This window comes from Thalassospira sp. MBR-102 (assembly GCF_040549275.1).
GTDB lineage: Bacteria > Pseudomonadota > Alphaproteobacteria > Rhodospirillales > Thalassospiraceae > Thalassospira > Thalassospira xiamenensis.
Map to the genome: position 1 here is coordinate 39,267 of NZ_JBEPTC010000018.1, position 19,566 is coordinate 58,832.

22 protein-coding genes and 1 pseudogene are annotated in these 19,566 nt (G+C 57.9%); 7 read left to right on the forward strand and 16 right to left on the reverse strand.

The genetic code is table 11. The annotated features are described in order from the left end of the window. Window positions 1–7: 7 nt before the first annotated feature. From ABIE64_RS21865 to ABIE64_RS21900, 8 genes are all read right to left on the reverse strand, one after another. On the reverse strand, window positions 8–613 hold the full coding sequence (locus ABIE64_RS21865) for a DsbE family thiol:disulfide interchange protein (RefSeq protein ID WP_354378608.1): 606 nt from the start codon (window positions 611–613) through the stop codon (window positions 8–10). After that, window positions 610–1,095 (reverse strand): c-type cytochrome, encoded by a 486-nt coding sequence (locus ABIE64_RS21870; protein WP_354378609.1) that lies wholly within the window; start codon window positions 1,093–1,095, stop codon window positions 610–612. Before ABIE64_RS21870 ends, ABIE64_RS21865 begins: the two co-directional genes overlap by 4 nt. After that, entirely contained in the window at window positions 1,092–1,214 is a 123-nt protein-coding gene (locus ABIE64_RS21875) for a hypothetical protein (RefSeq protein WP_354378610.1), read from the reverse strand. Before ABIE64_RS21875 ends, ABIE64_RS21870 begins: the two co-directional genes overlap by 4 nt. 28 nt (window positions 1,215–1,242) lie before the next feature. Next, the gene (locus tag ABIE64_RS21880; RefSeq protein ID WP_354378611.1) at window positions 1,243–1,731 is read right to left on the reverse strand and encodes a DUF411 domain-containing protein; all 489 of its coding nucleotides are present in this window, start codon (window positions 1,729–1,731) and stop codon (window positions 1,243–1,245) included. Between the two features lie 14 nt (window positions 1,732–1,745). Beyond that, window positions 1,746–2,687, reverse strand: a complete 942-nt coding sequence (locus ABIE64_RS21885) for a WD40/YVTN/BNR-like repeat-containing protein (RefSeq protein ID WP_354378612.1) — start codon at window positions 2,685–2,687, stop codon at window positions 1,746–1,748. A 359-nt stretch (window positions 2,688–3,046) separates the two neighbouring features. Continuing rightward, a complete protein-coding gene (locus tag ABIE64_RS21890) occupies window positions 3,047–3,382 on the reverse strand; it encodes a hypothetical protein (protein ID WP_354378613.1) in 336 nt (111 codons plus the stop codon). Window positions 3,383–3,680: 298 nt separating this feature from the next. Next, entirely contained in the window at window positions 3,681–5,714 is a 2,034-nt protein-coding gene (locus ABIE64_RS21895) for a conjugal transfer protein TraG (protein WP_354378614.1), read from the reverse strand. A gap of 212 nt (window positions 5,715–5,926) precedes the next feature. Then, entirely contained in the window at window positions 5,927–6,586 is a 660-nt protein-coding gene (locus ABIE64_RS21900; RefSeq protein ID WP_354378615.1) for an ArsR/SmtB family transcription factor, read from the reverse strand. An 84-nt stretch (window positions 6,587–6,670) separates the two neighbouring features. Here ABIE64_RS21900 and ABIE64_RS21905 point away from each other — a divergent pair, with 84 nt between their 5' ends. The 7 genes and pseudogenes from ABIE64_RS21905 to ABIE64_RS21935 all read left to right on the forward strand — a co-directional run bounded on the left by ABIE64_RS21905 (window position 6,671) and on the right by ABIE64_RS21935 (window position 11,993). After that, on the forward strand, window positions 6,671–7,519 hold the full coding sequence (locus ABIE64_RS21905) for a sterol desaturase family protein (protein WP_354378616.1): 849 nt from the start codon (window positions 6,671–6,673) through the stop codon (window positions 7,517–7,519). Then, window positions 7,516–8,514, forward strand: coding sequence for a VTT domain-containing protein (locus ABIE64_RS21910; RefSeq protein WP_354378617.1), 999 nt, complete (start codon window positions 7,516–7,518; stop codon window positions 8,512–8,514). The genes ABIE64_RS21905 and ABIE64_RS21910 overlap by 4 nt, the downstream gene beginning before the upstream one ends. 55 nt (window positions 8,515–8,569) lie before the next feature. Further along, on the forward strand, window positions 8,570–8,923 hold the full coding sequence (locus ABIE64_RS21915) for an SHOCT domain-containing protein (RefSeq protein ID WP_354378618.1): 354 nt from the start codon (window positions 8,570–8,572) through the stop codon (window positions 8,921–8,923). Between the two features lie 31 nt (window positions 8,924–8,954). Beyond that, entirely contained in the window at window positions 8,955–9,305 is a 351-nt protein-coding gene (locus ABIE64_RS21920) for a DsrE/DsrF/TusD sulfur relay family protein (RefSeq protein ID WP_354378619.1), read from the forward strand. A 3-nt stretch (window positions 9,306–9,308) separates the two neighbouring features. After that, window positions 9,309–10,451: pseudogene (locus ABIE64_RS21925) on the forward strand (cysteine desulfurase family protein). Continuing rightward, window positions 10,448–11,209 (forward strand): class I SAM-dependent methyltransferase, encoded by a 762-nt coding sequence (locus ABIE64_RS21930; protein WP_354378620.1) that lies wholly within the window; start codon window positions 10,448–10,450, stop codon window positions 11,207–11,209. The pseudogene ABIE64_RS21925 and the gene ABIE64_RS21930 overlap by 4 nt, the downstream one beginning before the upstream one ends. Then, window positions 11,190–11,993, forward strand: a complete 804-nt coding sequence (locus ABIE64_RS21935; RefSeq protein WP_354378621.1) for a nucleoside phosphorylase — start codon at window positions 11,190–11,192, stop codon at window positions 11,991–11,993. Before ABIE64_RS21930 ends, ABIE64_RS21935 begins: the two co-directional genes overlap by 20 nt. A 108-nt stretch (window positions 11,994–12,101) precedes the next feature. Here ABIE64_RS21935 and rlxS read toward each other — a convergent pair whose 3' ends face one another. The 8 genes from rlxS to ABIE64_RS21975 form a co-directional block, all read right to left on the reverse strand. Next, the gene (gene rlxS / locus ABIE64_RS21940; protein WP_354378622.1) at window positions 12,102–14,075 is read right to left on the reverse strand and encodes a relaxase/mobilization nuclease RlxS; all 1,974 of its coding nucleotides are present in this window, start codon (window positions 14,073–14,075) and stop codon (window positions 12,102–12,104) included. 252 nt (window positions 14,076–14,327) lie between these two features. Then, window positions 14,328–14,885, reverse strand: coding sequence for a lytic transglycosylase domain-containing protein (locus ABIE64_RS21945; RefSeq protein WP_354378623.1), 558 nt, complete (start codon window positions 14,883–14,885; stop codon window positions 14,328–14,330). Continuing rightward, complete coding sequence (traF, locus tag ABIE64_RS21950; RefSeq protein ID WP_354378624.1) at window positions 14,873–15,391, reverse strand: conjugative transfer signal peptidase TraF; 519 nt, start codon at window positions 15,389–15,391, stop codon at window positions 14,873–14,875. Before traF ends, ABIE64_RS21945 begins: the two co-directional genes overlap by 13 nt. A 26-nt stretch (window positions 15,392–15,417) precedes the next feature. After that, entirely contained in the window at window positions 15,418–15,657 is a 240-nt protein-coding gene (locus tag ABIE64_RS21955) for a helix-turn-helix transcriptional regulator (RefSeq protein ID WP_354378625.1), read from the reverse strand. Between the two features lie 178 nt (window positions 15,658–15,835). After that, a complete protein-coding gene (locus ABIE64_RS21960) occupies window positions 15,836–16,009 on the reverse strand; it encodes a hypothetical protein (RefSeq protein WP_354378626.1) in 174 nt (57 codons plus the stop codon). 319 nt (window positions 16,010–16,328) lie between these two features. Next, window positions 16,329–16,667 (reverse strand): DUF736 domain-containing protein, encoded by a 339-nt coding sequence (locus ABIE64_RS21965; protein ID WP_007092084.1) that lies wholly within the window; start codon window positions 16,665–16,667, stop codon window positions 16,329–16,331. Between the two features lie 572 nt (window positions 16,668–17,239). Beyond that, complete coding sequence (locus ABIE64_RS21970; RefSeq protein WP_354378627.1) at window positions 17,240–18,175, reverse strand: DUF2493 domain-containing protein; 936 nt, start codon at window positions 18,173–18,175, stop codon at window positions 17,240–17,242. 236 nt (window positions 18,176–18,411) lie between these two features. Beyond that, complete coding sequence (locus ABIE64_RS21975) at window positions 18,412–19,455, reverse strand: DUF7146 domain-containing protein (RefSeq protein ID WP_354378628.1); 1,044 nt, start codon at window positions 19,453–19,455, stop codon at window positions 18,412–18,414. Window positions 19,456–19,566: the final 111 nt, after the last annotated feature.

Sequence of the window (19,566 nt, forward strand, 5' to 3'; positions counted from 1 at the left end):
AGGTTCTTCATTGAGGCCCCTCCGCAGTTTCGGCGATTGGTGCCTCCTTACGCAATCTCTCGACCCTTGGCAGAATGGTCTCGGCCAACACTTTTTCCGTTACCGGCCCGACATGCTTGTAAGCAATGTTCCCTTTTGCATCGACAACGAAGGTCTCAGGGGCGCCATAGACGCCCCAGTCAATTGCCACACGCCCGTTAATGTCCGCACCTGTTCTTGTATAGGGGTCGCCAAGGCTATCGAGCCATTCTGCCGCGTCGTCAGGTTGATCCTTATAGTTCAGGCCATGCAGTGGCACGGTGCCGTCGCGGGCCAGTTTCATGAACACGGGGTGTTCTTCACGGCACGCGACACACCAGGAGGCAAAAACACTGACCAGCGACACTTCGCCTCTGATATCCGTACTCGACAGACCTTGCATCCGGCCTTTTACCGGCGGAAGGTCAAATTCCGGGACCTGTTTGCCCAACAGGGCCGAGGGGAGTGTGTTGGGATCAAGTGTCAATCCTTTCCCCAGGGCCACACCCAATATCAAGGCGATGGCAAGCGGTAGAAAATAGATCAGCCGGTTGAATCGCTTTTGCTGGCGATGTTCTTTGGGGACTGCACTCATTTCGCCATCCCGTCTTTAGGATTCAGATTGTGCTGGAATGCACGTTCCTCGTCCGGCCAGACACTCTTGATATAGCCAAGTACCGCTATGATCTCCTCATCACTCAGCACATCCTCGAATGCTGGCATGTCGCTCTCATACCCCGGCACGACAGCACCAACCCCGAACCGGGTCATCGCAAACAGTTCCCGGTCACTATGGCGCCAGGTGTGGCCACTGGCATCGTGTGGCGGGGCCGGCATCCGCCCGGTATCAAGGCGGCGCCTCCAGTTTTCCTGCCCCTCAAGATTTGTGCCATGGCACGATGCGCAAAATTCAGCATAAACATCGTTGCCCAGTGCAATCTGTTCCGAAGTGACCGGCTTTTCCAGAAAAGTCAGATTCTCGGGCATTGATCCAGCATCCGCTACCCCGGACAGCAAAGCCATGCCGACACCAGCCATTAATCCGGTGACCAATGATCCGGGCGATACCGCACTCATTTCCTGCCCCGTAGATATTTAAACAACGCGAGAACGCTCATGATCAGGATCGCAAGGATCAGAAGGAACACAAGACCGCCTCCTGCCATCATCAGCATCATCATCGGGCTACCCATCATCGAGCTATCCATCATCTGTCCAAAACACTCATTCATTGGCGTAAACGGCAATGCCGCCCTCTCCGAAGGCATAGGTCTTCAGCGTCCCGGTTTTTTCACGTGCCATGCCCGGCGCGTTCGGTGGCATGCCGGGCAGCGTAATACCCGTTATGTCCGGGCGTTCATCAAGCATCCGCTCAATGATCTCGGCGGGAACCAGTCCGCTGACGACATATCCGTCAATCTCGGCCAGATGGCAGCCCAGCCCTTGCTCCGGGACACCGGCGGCAACGGATCGCTTGTCGAAATCGCGATCATCGACACGGGTAACCTGATATCCATTGGTCTCAAGATATTCGGCGTAAGCATCACAGCATCCGCAGTTCGGATCCCGATAAATTGTGATCGATTTGCTTCTCTCACCAGATACCGTCACGTTCGTTTGCGCCTCTCCTTTTCCCGGAGGGAACATTGTAAGTGCAGCACTTCCGGCAACAGCCAGGACCGCAACACCCGTCAAAATCACAAATTTTCTCATCTGTTTCTCCATCATCATATGTTCGAGATGGCGGTCCATGTCCTGCCACCGTCGCGGCTTTGTAAAACCCCGTCATCATTCACAATCGCGAGGTCATCGGCGCGGATCGGATGAACCGCAATAGCTGTTGCGCTAACGGTGGATCGTCGTAACCAGGTGACCCCCGCATCCTGCGAATGCCAAATTCCAGATGGCAGTGCGGCATAAAGTGTGGCCGGTTGCGATGCCGCACTGACCAGTGCATTCACGGGTTCACTCTCAGGTAGTGGTGCTTTGGAAGGTGCGGGCTTTCCGGAGGCAAGAGCATCCATGGCATCGCCCGGCTGAACATCTTGCCAACGGCAAAAACAATCCGGTACACGCGTCACAGCGATATCGGTTCCGGCATACAGCCAGATCCCGCCCATTCCGGTTGCCAGATCGACCGAAGACAGTGCCGTCAGATCTCGCTCGGTATTCGCCAGCCATGGCCGATCCATGACAAACGTCCATGACAGGCCGACATCATCGCTTTGCCATAAGCCGTCACCACGAATGGCGGCATATAAGGTATCGGGGTTTGTCACCGCCGTTGTGATTGCAGTGACGGCCGCTTCTGGCAGTCCTTGCCCACGTACGTCCCAACTTTTCCCGCCATCGACAGACAGAACAACGCCGCCGGTATCCAGACCGCCAATAATGCGGCCCGGCCTATCCGGATGTGTTGTAAAAGAGAGAATGGTGCCTGCCGCCACCTTCGGCAGCGCTATCCAGTTTTGGCCCTTATCGCGATAAAGAAGCGCTGAACCGCGTGCCACGATCAGCGCATTACCGTCAAAAGCGATTGCGCTGCTTGTGCTTTTGCTAATCGCGGCAAAGGCCGTGGCTGGCAACAGGCAGAGGCCGGCACCCGCCATGAGACCGCGAAGCAGCGCACGTCTGGAAACGGAGTCAACTACTATGGTGTTTCTCTTCATATGCATGTTTCTCAAGGAGTTGGAGCTATCAGACCGTGATACGGAGCCTGCGCGCAATGATCCTATATGGTTTGATCTTCAGTGACCGGGCACCAGTAAAAGCGGGTCGCTCAAGGCCGGGGCGGATTGCCGCCTGTTCGTTGAGTGACGCCGTGCTTTCGCGCATATTGCGATTGCGCCAGAAAATACCGGCCAAGGCCGATATTTTGGGCCCGTAGATCGGAAAACATGATTTCCAACCCTGTCTGAAGAAGCTCTCAAGCCCACAATAAAAATTGCGGGCACGAAGCACGTCATGAGAAATCGCGGTGATGCCTCATGACACTGATATTCTCAAACCAAAACGGGTTAAGGAGATATCAGTTCAGAATGTTGGTTCTGGGAGGGAATGGATCGGGAGAGTTTGAGCGGCCGGTAAGGCTGCCTGTCGGCCCGAAATGCTCGACTGAGGCGAGCGCAGGTATTGCAACTTGTACAGGCGCAATTGCGATAGTCGATACTTGAGGACACGCAATATCACAATCAGGCATGCTGTCGCCGCTGCCAGAACAATCCTGGCAATTGTCCATTGCCATGTCCGCCATCGGCATCCCGACATCCATAACAGCAGCGTTGACCGTCTGGAAGCTTGTCCCGATGGTAAAAGCTACTATCAAAAGTAAGGTCAGAAGCCTGATGCAATTGAGCATGGTCAACTTCTATCCCAAGGGTGGAAATCTGTCGACACAAAATTCTTGTGACCATGCCGCTGTCATCTAGAAAGATGTCCCATAGAAGATGGGAGATATGAAATATAGCCGGTTGACTGGGTCTTAAATGAAAATGTCGGTCTGCATTTTGGCAGATGATACGACAGGGCGGACAGCCGCTATGATTGTCAGTGGTAATTAATGCGGTTTTAGTTGCACTTAATGTGAGTTTGGCGAGTGCGATAAGTGCAGGTTAGTACGTCGGTGATTACAATCCTCAACAACGATATAGGCCCCAATCTTATTAGAAACCATCAAGTAGGTCCCTGTCTGGACCCAAAGCCTCGTTCAAGCCGTAAACGCGTGTAGGCTTCGCCAACCGGTCAATCACCCGTTTATCCGCAACGACCTCGCTATCTTCATCAAGCAATCCGGGTAAATCAGCTTGTGTCAGGCCCGGTTCCACCCTCTTCTGCTCTTCAGGCAATGAAGGATGTCTTTGCTGCTGCATTCCTCCCTCATCGGTATCCCCGGAAACGGAAGGATCACGATCTGCACCGGACAGACGTTCATCAATTTTACGCACCTGTCCTGACCAGTCGTCTTTGCGTGCGTTCGGTTTGTCCGGATATTCTACGTCTGAAAGAACCGGAACTCGCAAAATACGGGACGTAAAATTCCGGTCCTCGTAGTAGCGCAGCTTCTTGGCCCGGATCGGTGAAAGCCCGGAAATCAGGACCAGTTCATCCTTGGGCGGTAATTGCATCACCTCACCTGCTGTCAGAAGAGGGCGCGCCGTCTCTTGGCGTGAGACCATGACATGGCTGAGCCAAGGTGCCAACCGGTGACCAGCATAATTGCGCATCGCCCGCTGTTCCGTTGCCATGCCAAGCGCATCGGAGATCCGTTTAGCGGTGCGTTCATCATTTGACGAGAACGCAATCCGGACATGGCAGTTATCGAGAATGGCGTTGTTCTCGCCATAAGCCTTCGAGATTTGATTGAGCGATTGTGCAATCAGATAAGCCCGGATGCCGTACCCGGCCATAAAGGCCAGTGCCGTCTCGAAGAATTCCAACCGCCCAAGAGCCGGAAATTCGTCGAGCATCATCAATAGCAGATGCTTGTGCGCCTTGGCGGGATCACCTTCAAGACGTTCAGTCAACCGACGGCCGATCTGGTTAAGCACCAGCCGCACCAAAGGTTTGGTTCGGGAGATATCGGAAGGCGGGATGACCAGATAGAGCGAAACCGGCTTGTCGGCATCCATCAGATCGGCGATCCGCCAATCGCACGCAGCGGTCGTCATCGCCACCGTCGGATCGCGATACAACCCGAGAAATGACATCGCCGTCGACAGAACGCCGGATCGCTCATTCTCGGATTTGTTGAGCACTTCCCGCGCCGCAGATGCAACAACCGGATGGACCTTTGGATCATCCTGTGTCCCCAAATGATTGGTTGCCATCATCCGACGCAAGGTGGTCGGAAAAGAACGGCGCGGGTCGGACAGAAATGTTGCCACACGCGCTAGGGTCTTTTCTTCCTCGGCATAAAGCACATGCAGAATGGTACCGACCAAAAGGGCATGGCTGGTTTTCTCCCAATGATTACGCCGCTCCAGTGCGCCCTCCGGATCAACCAGAATATCGGCAATGTTCTGCACATCCCGGACCTCATCCGGCCCTTTACGCACTTCAAGCAAGGGATTGTAACGCGACGACCGGGGATCGGTCGGATTGAACAACAAACAATGGGAGAATTTGGAGCGCCAGCCCGCCGTCAGTTGCCAGTTCTCACCCTTGATATCGTGAATCACCGCCGAACCGACCCAGGACAGAAGTGTCGGGATGACCAGTCCGACACCTTTGCCCGAACGCGTTGGCGCAAAGGCCATCACATGCTCCGGCCCGTCATGCCTAAGATACTTGCCCTGATATTTACCGAGCAACACGCCTTTGGAACGAAACAACCCGGCTTTCGAGATTTCACCCGGGAGTGCCCAGCGCGAGGAGCCATAGGTCGTAACCAACCGGCTATGACGGGCGCGCCATAACGAACCAGCTACTGCGGCAGCACACCCCATGAAGCCGCTTCCAGCCGCCAGCATTCCGGCCTTATCGAACACCTCTGGCGCATAGCCTTCAAAGAAATACCACCATTGAAACAGCTTCCATGGCTCATAAACCGGCCAGCCGAGCAGCACGAACCATGGGTTGCCTAACTGCACTTGATAGCTCAGCATGTCCGCACACCATTGCGTCGCCGCCCACACGCCGAGGACCACGATGGCGAACACAACGGCGATCTGGCCGATGAGAAGTTTGGTGGGGGTCATGGCGAGGGCTCCGTTCAGTAAGGTAAACGGTGCAATGATCACCCGAAACGGCGGAAACGCTTATGGCCTTTAGGTACGCCGAAATACGTCCAATCGCTGGCGACTCCTTTTGCTGATCCTCATCGTGCTCGCGTGGAGGAGTGTACTGGTCGTCCTCACTCGAAGGTGTGTCGGGAAACGGCGAGGCCGATTGCCGACCTTTGATCCCATAGTCAGGCGCTTTCGACCCGTAGTCCTGCCGCCCGCCACTCGGGCAGGCCGTCCTCCAGACGGCGCACTTTGAAGCCACGTGCCCTCAGCGCAGCCACGGCCTCAAAGGACAGTACGCACCATGCTCCCCGGCAATAGGCGACGATCTTGTGATCCGGATCGAGTTCGGCGAGACGCGCTTCCAGTTCGCTCAACGGAATATTGATGGCGCCAGGGATGTGCCCGACCTCAAACTCGTCCGCTGGACGTACATCGAGCACGGTGACCAGATTGTCGCGCGTTCTGTGCAAGAGTTCCTCGCGCGAGACTGGCTCCATGCTGTCGCGATCATCGAAGTAGGCCCGCCGGATGCGGTCGACCTCGGCGAGATTACGTTCCGCAACGCCAGAAAGCGCCGCTATCACTCCAAGCACGGTATCGTCGGCAAGCCGGTAGAGCACGAACTTGCCCTTCCGGCGCGACGCGACCAGCCCAGCGCGTCTGAGCTGCTGCAGGTGCTGCGAGGCGTTGGCAATTGACAAGCCGACACGATCTGCAAGCGCCTCAACGCCGCGCTCGCCCTGGGCCAGATGTTCGAGCATCTCAAGACGGTGCGGTGACCCGAGCGCGCGGGCGACAGAGGCGAACTCGGCATAGAGCGCTTGTTTGGGACCGATTGACATTTCCATATGTCCGATACTATAACATTCAAGTGATTAATTGAATATAATCCGCCCGAACGGGCTTGGCAAGGCTTCTGACATCGAATGACCGACCTTATTCTGGCAAACGAACCACTGATCCGCATGGCCGTCTTTCTCGGCATTCTCCTGGCCATGGCGCTCTGGGAAGTGGCGGCCCCGCGTCGGCGGCGGGAAATCCCGCGGCTTCTCCGCTGGAGCAACAATCTCGGCGTCGTCATCATCGATACGCTGCTGGTGCGGCTGACCTTTCCGATCGTCGCGGTCGGGCTGGCGCTGGTGGCGCAAGAACGCGGCTGGGGCCTGTTCAACGTCTTCGACGTGCCGGCGTGGGTCTCCTTCGTCGTCTCAATACTGGCGCTGGATCTCGCCATCTATCTCCAGCATGTGATGTTTCATGCGGTGCCGGCGCTCTGGCGTCTCCATCGCATGCACCATGCCGATCTTGAGTTCGACGTGACCACCGGTCTCAGGTTCCATCCCATCGAGATCCTGCTGTCGATGGGCATCAAGCTCGCCGTGGTCGCCGCACTTGGACCGCCGGTCGCCGCCGTGCTCGTCTTCGAGGTACTGCTCAATGCCACAGCGATGTTCAACCATTCCAATATCCGAATTCCGTCGGCAATTGACCGGGTCCTGCGGCTGTTCGTGGTAACCCCGGACATGCACCGGGTTCACCATTCGATTCACCCGAGCGAGACCAATTCCAATTTCGGCTTCAACCTGCCCTGGTGGGACCGCCTGCTAGGCACCTACCGGCCACAACCGCGCGACGGCCACGAAGCCATGACCATCGGTATCGAGCAGTTCCGTACCCGCCGCGACCTATGGCTTGATCGTATGTTGATTCAGCCGGCACGCGGTCCGGCCAGCGGCTACCCGATCAATCGCGAGAATTCGGAGAAGGAGCAGTGAACGCCCGGCAACTTCTGCCCCGCCTTCTGCTTCTCGTTGGCGTCGCGGCGGCTATCCTCTGGGCGGCGCTCAACCGCGACCGGCTGGACCTCGAAGCACTCGATGCCTGGCTCTCCGGGTTCGGGCTCCTGGCGCCGCTCGCCTATCTCGGTCTCTATGCCGTCGGAACGATCGCCTTCCTGCCGGGGGCGCTGTTCGCGTTGGCCGGTGGCGCCCTGTTCGGACCGGTATGGGGTTCGCTGCTTAATCTGGTTGGTGCAACGATCGGTGCCAGCCTTGCCTTTCTCATCGCCCGCTATCTCGCGGGTGACTGGGTGGCGGCCCGGACCGGCGGCAGGTTAAAGCGGCTGGTCGAAGGCGTCGAGGCGGAGGGCTGGCGTTTCATCGCCTTCGTGCGCCTCGTGCCGCTGTTCCCCTTCAACCTCACCAACTACGCGCTCGGCCTGACGCGGATCAGGTTCGTTCCCTACGTCATGACCTCTTTCATCTGCATGGCACCGGGGGCGATCGCCTATACTTGGCTCGGGTATGCCGGGCGTGAGGCGCTGGCGGGCGATACCTCCGCCATCCGCTATGGCCTGCTGGCGCTTGGACTGCTCGCGGCCATCGCCTTTCTTCCGCGGCTAGTCAAGCGGCTGCGCCGGAGCGTAGCACCCCGTTGGATCGAAACAGACGAGCTGGCAACCGGACTTGGCAGTGGCGGCGCCACCATCATCGACGTCCGCTCGCCCGACGAATTCACCGATCCCCTCGGTCATATTGAGACGGCGCTGAACATCCCGCTCAGCGAATTGCCCGATCGTTTGACCGAGATCAGGGCGCACAAGAACAAGCCCGTTATTGTTGTTTGCAAGACTGACAAACGCTCCGCGTCTGCCGCGGTATTGCTGAGCGCTGGCGGGTTTAGCGATGTCCGTGTGCTTCGCGGCGGCATGGAACGGTGGAAACGAGACGGTTTGACAGTGGCTGGCAACGGCACTTCAGGCCGGGTTTGACGCTGCCGGCTGACGCCCCCGCGCCCCTCGACACAGATCAAAAAGGAACACGACAATGACAAGAATTCCGCTATCGATAGCCGCAATTGGCACCACAATCGCTCTTCTGCCGGGCGCGGCCTTGGCGCAAACCACCGATCCTGACCGCTATGGCTGGGGACCGCACATGATGGGATGGGGCGGTGGATGGTACGGCATGATCTTCGGTCCGATCTTCATGATCCTTGTTCTTGCCCTGGTGATCGCGGTCGCGGTTCTCCTCGTGCGCTGGCTCGGCGGATCATCGCTAACCGCCACACCGCATCACCCGCCCGCGCGCACGCCGCTCGACATTCTGAAAGAACGCTTCGCCCGCGGCGAAATCGACAAGGAAGAGTTCGAGGAACGTCGCCGCATTCTTGGCGAATGAACCCTTACACCCAAATCCGGAGGCAACACGCATGAAGACCCTGTTCATCCTCAACGACCCGCCCTACGGCACCGAGCGCTGCTATAATGCGCTTCGTCTTGCTCACACACTGCTGAGGAAGGAGCCGGACGCAGAAGTTACCGTGTTCCTGATGGCCGACGCCGTGGTCGCCGCACGCAAGGGCCAGAAAACACCGGACGGATACTACAATATGGAACGCATGCTGAAGCGCGTGCTCGCAAAGGGCGCCGTGTTGCTCTGCGGCACCTGCATGGACGCGCGCGGCATGACCGACGACGATGTCATGGACGGCGCGAGGCGCAGCACCATGGACGAACTCGGGGATGCGACGCTCGCCGCCGGCAAGGTTCTGGTGTTCTGAGCCATGCGGAAAATCTACCTCGACCACAACGCCAGCACACCGATTGCGCCCGAAGTCGCCGCCGTCATGCGCGATGCTATGGAGGACGCGTATGGAAACCCGTCGAGCGGCCACTGGGCAGGATCGCCTGCGCGACAGATGGTCGGGAAAGCCCGCCGACAGGTGGCCGAGTTGCTCGGCTGCGCACCGCAGGAGGTGGTGTTCACCAGCGGCGGAAGCGAGGCAAATAACTTAGCCCTGAAGGGCATGTTCTTCAGCAGCAAACGGCCACGCCCCCACTTCATCACAACCCGCGTCGAGCATCCGGCAATCGTGGAGCCGCTCCGTTTCCTGGAACGCCTGGGCGCGACGGTGACGTGACTGCCGGTCGACGGCACAGGGCGGATCGACCCGGACGACCTGCGCCGGGCAATCACATCCGACACGATCCTGATCAGCATCATGCATGCGAACAATGAGGTGGGGACGATCCAGCCCATTGACGAATGTGCAGCGATCGCCCGCGAACATGGCATCCCGTTTCTCACCGATGCCGCGCAGTCGGTTGGCAAGATCCCGACGCGCGTGGACGATCTTCGCGTCGACCTCCTGACGATTGCCGGACACAAGCTCTACGCACCCAAGGGCGTGGGCGCACTCTACATCCGCAACGGCATCGAGCTCGAACCGCTGATCCATGGGGCGGCCCACGAAAGCGGCCGGCGCGCGGGCACGGAGAGCGCCCTGCTCTGCGCGGCCCTCGGGCAGGCCTGCATTCTCGCGCGCGACCTGTCGTCGATGCGGGAGGTCACGGCCTTGCGCGATCACTTCTGGGCCATGCTTAAAGAGCGTTTCGGGAATGGCGTCGTGCTCAACGGACATCCGGAACACCGGCTGCCGAACACGTTCAGCGTCTCTTTCGCCGGACGGGTCGGCGCGGAGATTCTCGCCGCGGTGCCCGGGATCGCCGCGTCCACAGGTTCCGCCTGCCATTCCGGCCGGATCGAGCTGTCACCGGTGCTTGAAGCCATGGGCGTGGCCCCGGAAGTGGGCATGGGTGCGATCCGCTTCAGCCTGGGACGGGGAACAAGTAGGGACGATGTGGATGCGGTCATTTCAGGATTGAAAAAGGCACTTACCCCAACGGGTCACGAGTCAAGATTTTGACGGCGGAGGACACGAGCGAACGCGACGACCTTGAGAGGTTGCCCGCTGCCTATGCAGCATGGCGCGCGAGCACACTCGGCCAGGTTACCGACGTCCTTGAACAGGATCTGATCCTGGATCTGATCGGCCCTCCGGCGGGCCTGCGTATTCTCGATGTGGGATGCGGCGATGGCGTTCTCGCCGTGGAGCTTGCCGGGAGCACAGCGCACGTCACCGGCGTTGACGCTTCTCCCGAAATGATCGCCGCCGCCCGGCGACGGGCGGAACGCCACGGGCGTGAAGTCTCGTTGGAACTCGGAAAGGCAGAAAAATTACCCTTTGCAACCGACATGTTCGATATGGTTATCGCCGTCACGGTGCTGTGCTTCGTCGAGGATACCGCCGGCGCCCTCCGCGAGATGATTCGCGTCCTCAAGCCGGGCGGCCGCTTGATCGTCGGCGAACTCGGTCGATACAGCAGTTGGGCTTTTGCCCGACGTATGAAGGCATGGCTCGGCTCTCCCGTCTGGCGTCGCGCCAGATTCCGAAGCGCCGCCGAACTCGGAAGCCTCGCCGCCAGTGCCGGTTTGGTCGGTCTCTCGGTGAAGGGCGCCGTCTTCTATCCGCCGAGCGGACTCGCCGCACGACTGCTCGGCCCCATCGACCCCAAGATCGGTGCCCTTACCACGGCGGGTGCGGCTTTCCTTGCCCTCACAGCAACGAAGCCCCGGGCATCACAATCGGACAATGGAGTTGGATTTGACCACGTCAGACAATGACCAACCGCCAATCCTGGCGCACAAGCACTTCCATTCGGCATCGGTCTTTACGCCGGACAGCCTGCTGCGCGAGGCACGGCGACAAAAGGGGGTGCCGCTCCTTCCTGTCCCCAAGGTCTGTCTGCTCGACCCGGACGGGGATATCGTTCGCCAGTTGAAGGCGGCGGGGCGGGCAAAGCTGCACGGTGGTTGGGTTTGCTATCATACCGACCTCTACGTCTTCGAGGAGAACGGCCTGAACATGGGTGTGGTCGGATGCGCCGTGGGCGCCCCGTTCGCCGTTCTGGTGGCTGAGGAGCTCTTTACCTGCGGCTGCGAACTTCTAATCAGCATTACGTCGGCAGGCCAGATCACTCCCGCACAACAACCGCCCTATTTTATCCTGATTGATCGCGCTCTCCGAGACGAGGGGACAAGCTACCATTATCTGCCGCCGTCGGAATGGAGCGAGGCCTCCACTGACCTCGTCGCCCGTCTGGGCACAGCCTTCGACGACGGCGGCGTTCCCGTGATTCAGGGTCCGACATGGACGACGGATGCGCCCTTCCGCGAGACCGCGCAAGCTATCGAAGCAATGAAGGAGCGCGGCATCCTTGCTGTCGAAATGGAGGCAGCAGCTCTCTATGCCTTCGCAAGAGTCCGCAAGCGAAACGTCCTGTGCTTCGCGCATGTGACAAACCAGATGGGCCAGGTCGACGGCGACTTTGAGAAGGGCGCAGCGAACGGCGCCACTGACGCCCTTGTTGTGGCGTCCCGTGTCGCGCACCGATTTCGGCCAGGCTGACCGCCGGTAAGCCTGATCGTTTGCTCTTTGCCTCACGAGCACCCCGATTAGCAGCAATCTCCGATCGGATCGTGATACCGTCAGCGAGAGGATCAGGCTTAAGGAATCTCACGAAATGCTTGGCCCACCCCTCTGCCGTCCAAAGTTCCAGGAAATGCCGTCACCGCGCATGATGCCGACGACGTGCTGACCAATATGGCGCTCCAACACAGCCCGCCACGGAACGAGCGTAAACTCCCGGCTCTTTTCGATGAGCGCATATTTCCCGCTGGCAAGTTCGACCGAGTGCCGTAATGTTCCCTCCACGCGCTTGCCTGTGCCTGCCTCGACATAAGTCAAACCGAGTTCTCTCGAAAGCTGCCGGGCGATGCGCGCCAGCTCCCGCTTTTGCAATATATCGATCAGGTCGGAACGATAAATGATCCGGTCTTGTTCCTGACGCGCCAGTCCTTGGGCAATTAGCCATTGTCGCCGTTTGGCCTGCCCGTCGCGCACCTCCCGACCAAAACCGGCATCCCGAACAGATAATGAGTCTGAAGCCACCAGTTCACGATCCAGCCAGGTTGCCCCGTCACTTTCCAATTGCTGCTCAAGCGACAGATGGGATAGTTGCCGGATGATCACCGGCGAGGATTTGCCACCCTCCCGTTCATATTCAATTGCCCGGTCGAGATGATCAGGTGCGATGATCCATGTACCATCCGGTTCACGTTGGACACCTTGAGTTAACCGACGCATGGCTTCCAGCCGCCGAACATGGGCTCTGGCATATTCCTCCGTCGCCGTCGGATCATGCTCCAGATGCACGTCGATGCTGTATCGCCCCTCATTCTCGCGGGCGATCTCGGCCACCGTACGATCAACCTTCCTGGACTGGATATTCCTTGAAGATATCTGAACGATGCTGTCTTCCGGAACCAACTCGGTCGCCTCCCCTTTGCCGATCTCGACATAGCGGGTCTTGCCATCCACCCCGTCGACGATCAGGTAATGGCGGTCGTTCAGCTCATCCGACAGGCCGCGTGTGACAACACGACCGATGATGGGCTGTTTGCCCAGTTCATGTTTGGCATCAATCACAAAATCGGCGGGGCTACGGGTAATCTCCCGGCGTTTCATTTCTCGGTGCAGGGTCTTGATGATGTCATCGCGTTCGCCCATCCGGGATAATGTTGCTTCCAGACCTTCCTCAAGTCGCCATAGACCGGGAGTTATCTCCTCGGCCAGTCCAAGACGCCTGAGCTTCTGCAAACGTCCCGTCCGCAGGCTCTGTCGAAAGACATCTTTGTCTGCTGCACTGACAATCCGGTCCTCGCCCATCTGACGCAGTAGGTTACGGTCAATACTGGTCAAGCGATCCTGATCGATTTCACGCCGCAACCGGTTTTCAATTTCCAGATCGGTGCGCGGTCCGAGATCGAGGCTGACAATCTCTGCCGCCCGTTCCCGCATGCCGCGTGCCATGTAGTTGCGGGCAATAACCAGATCGCGCCCCTGCTCATCCTTACCCCGCACAAGAATATGGCTATGAGGATGGCCGGTATTGAAATGATCGACCGCGACCCAGTCGAGGCTCGTACCAAGATCAACTTCCATCTGCCTCATCAGCCGTCGGGTGACGGGTTTGAGATCGGCATATTCTGCGCCGTCCTCGGCCGAGACGATAAAGCGGAACTGATGCCGGTCACCATCGGCCCGTTCGAGGAATTCTTTACCATCCGCCCGATCCTGATCGGCATTGTAAAGCTCACCTGGCAACCCTTCTCTTGTGACTCCGTCGCGCTGGATATAGCGCAGATGCGCCCGCGCGCCCTGCATGCCTTTTCCCGCCAGCCGGACAATCCGTGATTTGATGATCACCCGGCGCTGTCGGAAGGCAGCATAATGATCACGATTTGCGAGCACCTGCCCAGCCCCGCTCGCACGCCCCAGTCGGCTGCCGGTAAAGCGGGACCGGCCCAAACGCCGATATCCCCCTGCCTGATTGGTCGCTGCAAGCACCCGATGCAGAAACTTGCGTCCGCCCTTCCCGCCACGTGAGCGGATCTTGCCAAGCTTGGGTTTGAAGACATCGTCAGCCATTGCGTTCTCCACGATCCGCCCGCAACAATTGGCACCAATGAAAGCAAGGATTTCCAATGGCTAGCGACGATAAAGGCACTATCCTGCACCGCCTTGGCACTATCCCTGATCCTGAAAAAAGATGTGCAGACAAAGACTTGAGGGCATCGAAGCAACGCGATGGTGCCATTGTTTTATCTTGCCTTACGCCGCCCTGCTCTTCTGCCTGCAACCGCATACCAGTTCTCACGAGGCTTCAAGCCTGCGAAAAACTCACGGGAACACTTCCGAACCATTGCTGTGACTGGAAAGCGGGAAGAACAGGGCGGAGCCGGAGAAATCTCCGGTCCCACCTGTATTATCGTGCTCTCGCGTTGACAAAAGCTCTTCAAGCTTTTGGACATAGCGCTCCGTTTCCACCGGCAAGAGCTTTCCGGAACGCAGATGAGCTTCATACCGTCCGGGACCCGCATGATAAGCCGCGAACAGGCCGGGATAGCCAAACCGGTCATACATCTCGCGTAGATAAGCGGTACCCGCGAGAATGTTGTCACGCGGATTGAAGGGATCATTGCCAAAGCCATAACGCTCTCGCAATTCACCCCAGGTCGCTGGCATCAATTGCATCAACCCCATTGCGCCCACCGATGAAACCGCGTCCTGTTTACCGCTACTTTCCACCTTGATGACGGCACGGATCCATGCTGAAGGAATGGCAAAACTTTGTGATGCGGTTACGATTTCACGGTCCCAATTTGCTATTGGTTGAGCATGAATATTACTGGTGAATATCCAACAAAAAACGAGGACCAGAAGGCTCAGTTTACCCATAGCGGCACGAGCCTCCCGATTAGGTTTTCACGTATCACAGGCCCGAAATATCGGCTATCAAAAGACGTTGATGCTTCTGTCATCAGCAAGAAATATTCGTCCTCATGCAACAACCGGCAGCCCTGCCACAGTGGTAGTTTGCGCCCGTAACTGTCGCGACCAAGCTGTCGGGCAACCGCATGACCGTTGATCAGAATGACGCGGCGGGCCGCACAAACATGGTCCCCGGCAATCGCGGCAATACGTTTGACAAGCGGTACATTAACCGGGATGTAGTGGCGTGAGCTTGCCAGTTGCGACATCGGTTTCGGGGTACGGACCAGAACGAAATCACCCTTTTTGGGCGCGCCGGAAATCATCCGATAGAGCCCGACAGGTGCGCTGGGTGATGCATTCCAGATCAACCAAGGGGTGTCGTTATAAGCAGCAGAAAAACCGATCAAACCAATCCCGAGAACACCCCAAAGACAGGCACCGAGGGCGTGCCGGACATCCTTCCGGGGCATCAAATGGCGCGATAAATGACGGCACCTCATGAGCGCTCTCCGTCATCGGAGCGCGTGCCGGGTTCACGCCCTTCCGACCAGGCATCGAGATCGTCGATATGGTAGCGGACATAACGGCCATGTTTGCGATAGCGTGGCCCCTTGCCGTTAAAGCGCATCTTTTCGAGGGTTCTGGCTGACAGGGAAAGATAGAAAGCTGCCTGCTGGGTGGAGAGGAAAGGGCTGCCCTTGCGCGCTTCCATCGCCCGTGTGTTGTAATCAGTCATCACGCGATCCTTTCGTCGAACATCGTCAAAAGCGATCGGAGTGTGGCGCGACAGGACGGGTCTGGGGACGCTCGAAAACAGCCCCCTGTCAAAAACGATCCCCCTGTTGATGACGGGATTTCCAGCAAGAATGGAGGTCCTGCCAACCGTCTTTTGCAGTCTGGAACATGCCCTTCGGTTATGGATTGCGCAGGGATTTCAGCAGAGCATGTAGTTCAGTAATCTGCTGTTCAGCTTCCCGTTTCTCGTCTTCCGGCAGGCCGTTCCGTAGTTCAATTTGCACCAACCAGATGGCCTCGCGCAGTTCGTCTTCACTGTAAAAATGGCCTTTATATGCAATGCGATGTGACATGATGTGCTCCTTCGATTGAACCGTTCTGTCATTGAGAACAGCGATCCGAAGGCATCCGCGTTGCATCGGTCAGGGACGGCTTTAGCCGCCGCGAAGCGGGCGTGGGAGGAACCGAAATGCAGAATGAAGCGAAGCGGAATGGCGCATTTTGGCGGGGCCCGCGATCCTTGACGGATGCAGAAAGCCGGGTGGCAAAATGGCACATTCGAGACGATAAACTCTCTTCCCCCTGCCCCACAAAGCGCCCTGATTGTGATGCAGGAGCATAAGAAAAGCCCCACCGGGATATCCCGGCAGGGCCAAGTGAGAAGGATATTTTTCAGCGTTCGCGCGGTTCCCAGAGGGCCAGATGCGAGACGCCATCCTCGGTCGGTGTTTCGAGTTTGACGAGGCGGGCCCGGACCCAGTTGGGACCGAATTCGGGGGCGGCGATCTTGAGGTTGATATAGGTTTCACCGCTGGTTTTGGCGATCTGGCTCCAGCCCGCACCGACCTCGTATCGGTTTCCGTTGCCGGCATAGACGCGATAGTCAGGAGCGTTTTCGGCGATTTTTTCGGTCGGAACGATAACCAGGTTGGCGTTGATGTTCAGGGTTTTGAGAAGGCCGGTGAAGCTGCCGTCATTCTGTTTGGTGAAAGTGCCAAGGGTGATAGCCATGATAGTCTCCATTTGCTGTTTTATCGCGGGATCATCCCTGCGATGTCGCCAGCGAAAAGACCGCATAGCCGGGGCCGTTCATCCGAAGGAGCGTAGCGTAGCGAAGCACCCGCCTGAGCGTAAAATTTGGTGCGCGAGGAAGCCGGACGCAGGACGGCGGGGACATTTTTCGCTCCGGCGGGTTGAACGGAACGGCGCGGGATTTACGCGCCCAAAGACATGCAGGAATGGTTTCCACGAACCCCAAACAGCTCAGGAAAGGAGGCGAATGGCTGTTCTTCCGCAGTGCTTTCTCCCTGCAGATCGTGATGTCACAAGCCTAATCTATACCGACTGAACTCCCAGCCAGTTATAGTTCCAATGTCAAAAGATCAAATGAAACGCCGTCCGGCAGCTTCACCATGCCGAACACAGAGCTCGAAAGGAGTGCGGAAGCATCGAGACAATAAACAACAGCGAGATTATCCTTACTATTGGCTGACAAGCACCCGATCCCTACAGGTCCAAGGAGCTGCAAGCTTGTCGAACAGAACCGGAAAACCGATTGCCGGAACTATGTACTGGACGACACATCATGTGCCGTCCTTGCCAAACCGCCAGACCGGAATACCGGCCTTGCGCGCCTTGTCAGCAAGGTTCTGCGAGATACCCGAACCGGGAAACATGATCACGCCAATCGGCAACGCATCAAGCATCTGATCGTTGCGTTTGAAGGGTGCAGCATTGCGGAACCGGTTCCAGTCGGGCTTGAACACGATCTGAGAAACGCCGCGATTGTCTGCCCAGCAGGCGGCAATCTTCTCGGCCCCTTTGGGTGAACCGCCATGGATCAGGACCATATCCGGATGCTTTGATTTGGCCACATCCAGTGCTTCCCAGATACGGACATGATCGTTGCATTCGAGACCGCCGGTAAAAGCAATGCGTGGGCCAGACGGCATCAGGGGTTCAATTTCCGCCTTGCGTTTGGCCGCCAGGAAGTCGCGACTGTCGATCATGGCAGCGGTCACCGTCCGGCGGTTGGTTAGCGATCCGTTACGCGGACGCCAGGCCGAAGCAGTCAGTGTTTCGTAATGATCACAGGCGATTTCACGGAAGGTTTCGAACATGTCGCGCCGCTCGACGATCAACTCGCCCGTAGCAAGGCAGCGTTCGAGTTCGACGGATTTAATCTCCGATCCATCCTGCTCAGCTGTCAATCGACGCTGTTGCTGCTCATTGTCGTCCAGCAACCGATCCAGCCAGGCAATGCGGCGATGGAAGATATTGACGACGTTCCACAGGCATTCGCCGAGATCTTTCTCAAGCGCACTGTCGCCCAGAAGATCGACGAAGATGTTCATTCCGGCCGCAATCAGTTGATCGGCCTGATCGGGTTCCGGCATCGGACCGGAAATGCTTTCATCAGGCTCCGGAAGATGTCCGAAGAGATGGAGTTGCTCGCTTGCCAGACTTGTAGAAGACGCATCGGAGTGGTCGGTTTGCAGGTGAGGATTGCAGGACAGCATGGTTCTTTCTCCCGGTGATGAGACCGCATCCTTTGCGGTCTTTCCGGAGATTGCCCGCCGGAGGGATCAGGGCCGGTGGCATCCCTCGGTCCTTTTGCGATGGCAGCGCACAAGCACGATCCGGACCGTAACGCAGTGGAGGACAGCCTGCTGTTGCCACCGGCCCGACCTCCGGCAAATCCCCGCACTGGAAAGACCGCGATGCGGCCCTGTGGAGAAAGAACAGACCTGTTCTGTCATGCTAAACCGTGACCAGACGCATGACGGCTACGTGCAGGCTGTGGGCAAAGTACAAACTGCGGAACGTCTTCGGGAAGTAGTTGACGCGCAATCGATTGCCGAACCGGATCAGGACCGAAGGTGATCAGGTCGGCATTGAAGTCATCCAGCCGGGGCACGAGTGCACGGATATCCCGATCCATATGCCGGGACCGAAGACGGTTGAACGCCTGCCATCCGGCTGGATCATTGTCACTGGCAACGTAAAGCCGCTGCAGACTATCGGGCAGGATCAGAGCCCCGAGATGAGCTGCCGACAGGGCGGCAAGAACCGGCAGGTTCGGGAACAGCATTTTAAGGCTCAGCGCGGTTTCAAGGCCTTCAGCCGCGATGGCGACGTCGCCAACCTGACCGAAGCGAACGGCATGTCCCAGAAGCTGTCCCAACGCTCTCCGTGGTTGCGCGACCGGTGCCTTGTCGCAAGTTTGCGGATCCAGCCATGTGCGATGAATGCCGGTGATCACGCCCTTGAGATCGGTCACCGCTGCGATCATCGCGGGCCATACCTCAAACCCGGTTTCATTGCGGTAATAGCAATGTGGGTGGAACCGCAGGGCAGTGTGATCCTGGGTTAATTGTATGCCTCTGCTATCTAGATAGCCTTCGGCAAGTGTGCCTGTGATTGGGCCGGATGCTGCAAACAGGCGTCGTGCCGCGGCAACCGGATCATAGGCATCCGGGCCGCCCTGAGAGACATTAACCGGTGGTTCGGGAAGACGCGGCATGCGCAGAAAGTGTCGTGCTTCTGCCAGAGCATCTCGCAGTGCGAGACCGCGATTGAGCATGATCAGATCGAGAAGATCGCCAAATTCACCGGTGGCCGCATCGCACCATTTCCCGGCCCGGCGCCCGCTGATACGGACAAAAAGGCTGCGCCCCGGATTGCCATAGACATCACCGCATATCCAGTATCGCCCCTGTTTTGTGCCCGAGGGCAGATAATATCGGCATACCGCCACGGCCTGACGGGCCAGCGCATCTGCCAGCATTCCGGCCTGCATGATATCGCTCCTCATAAAAAAGCAGCGGTGTTATGTGTCAAGCACCGCTGCATGATATTGGCGCATTCTTGCATTTGCCCTTACGATCATTTTACGCATGACGGCGACAAG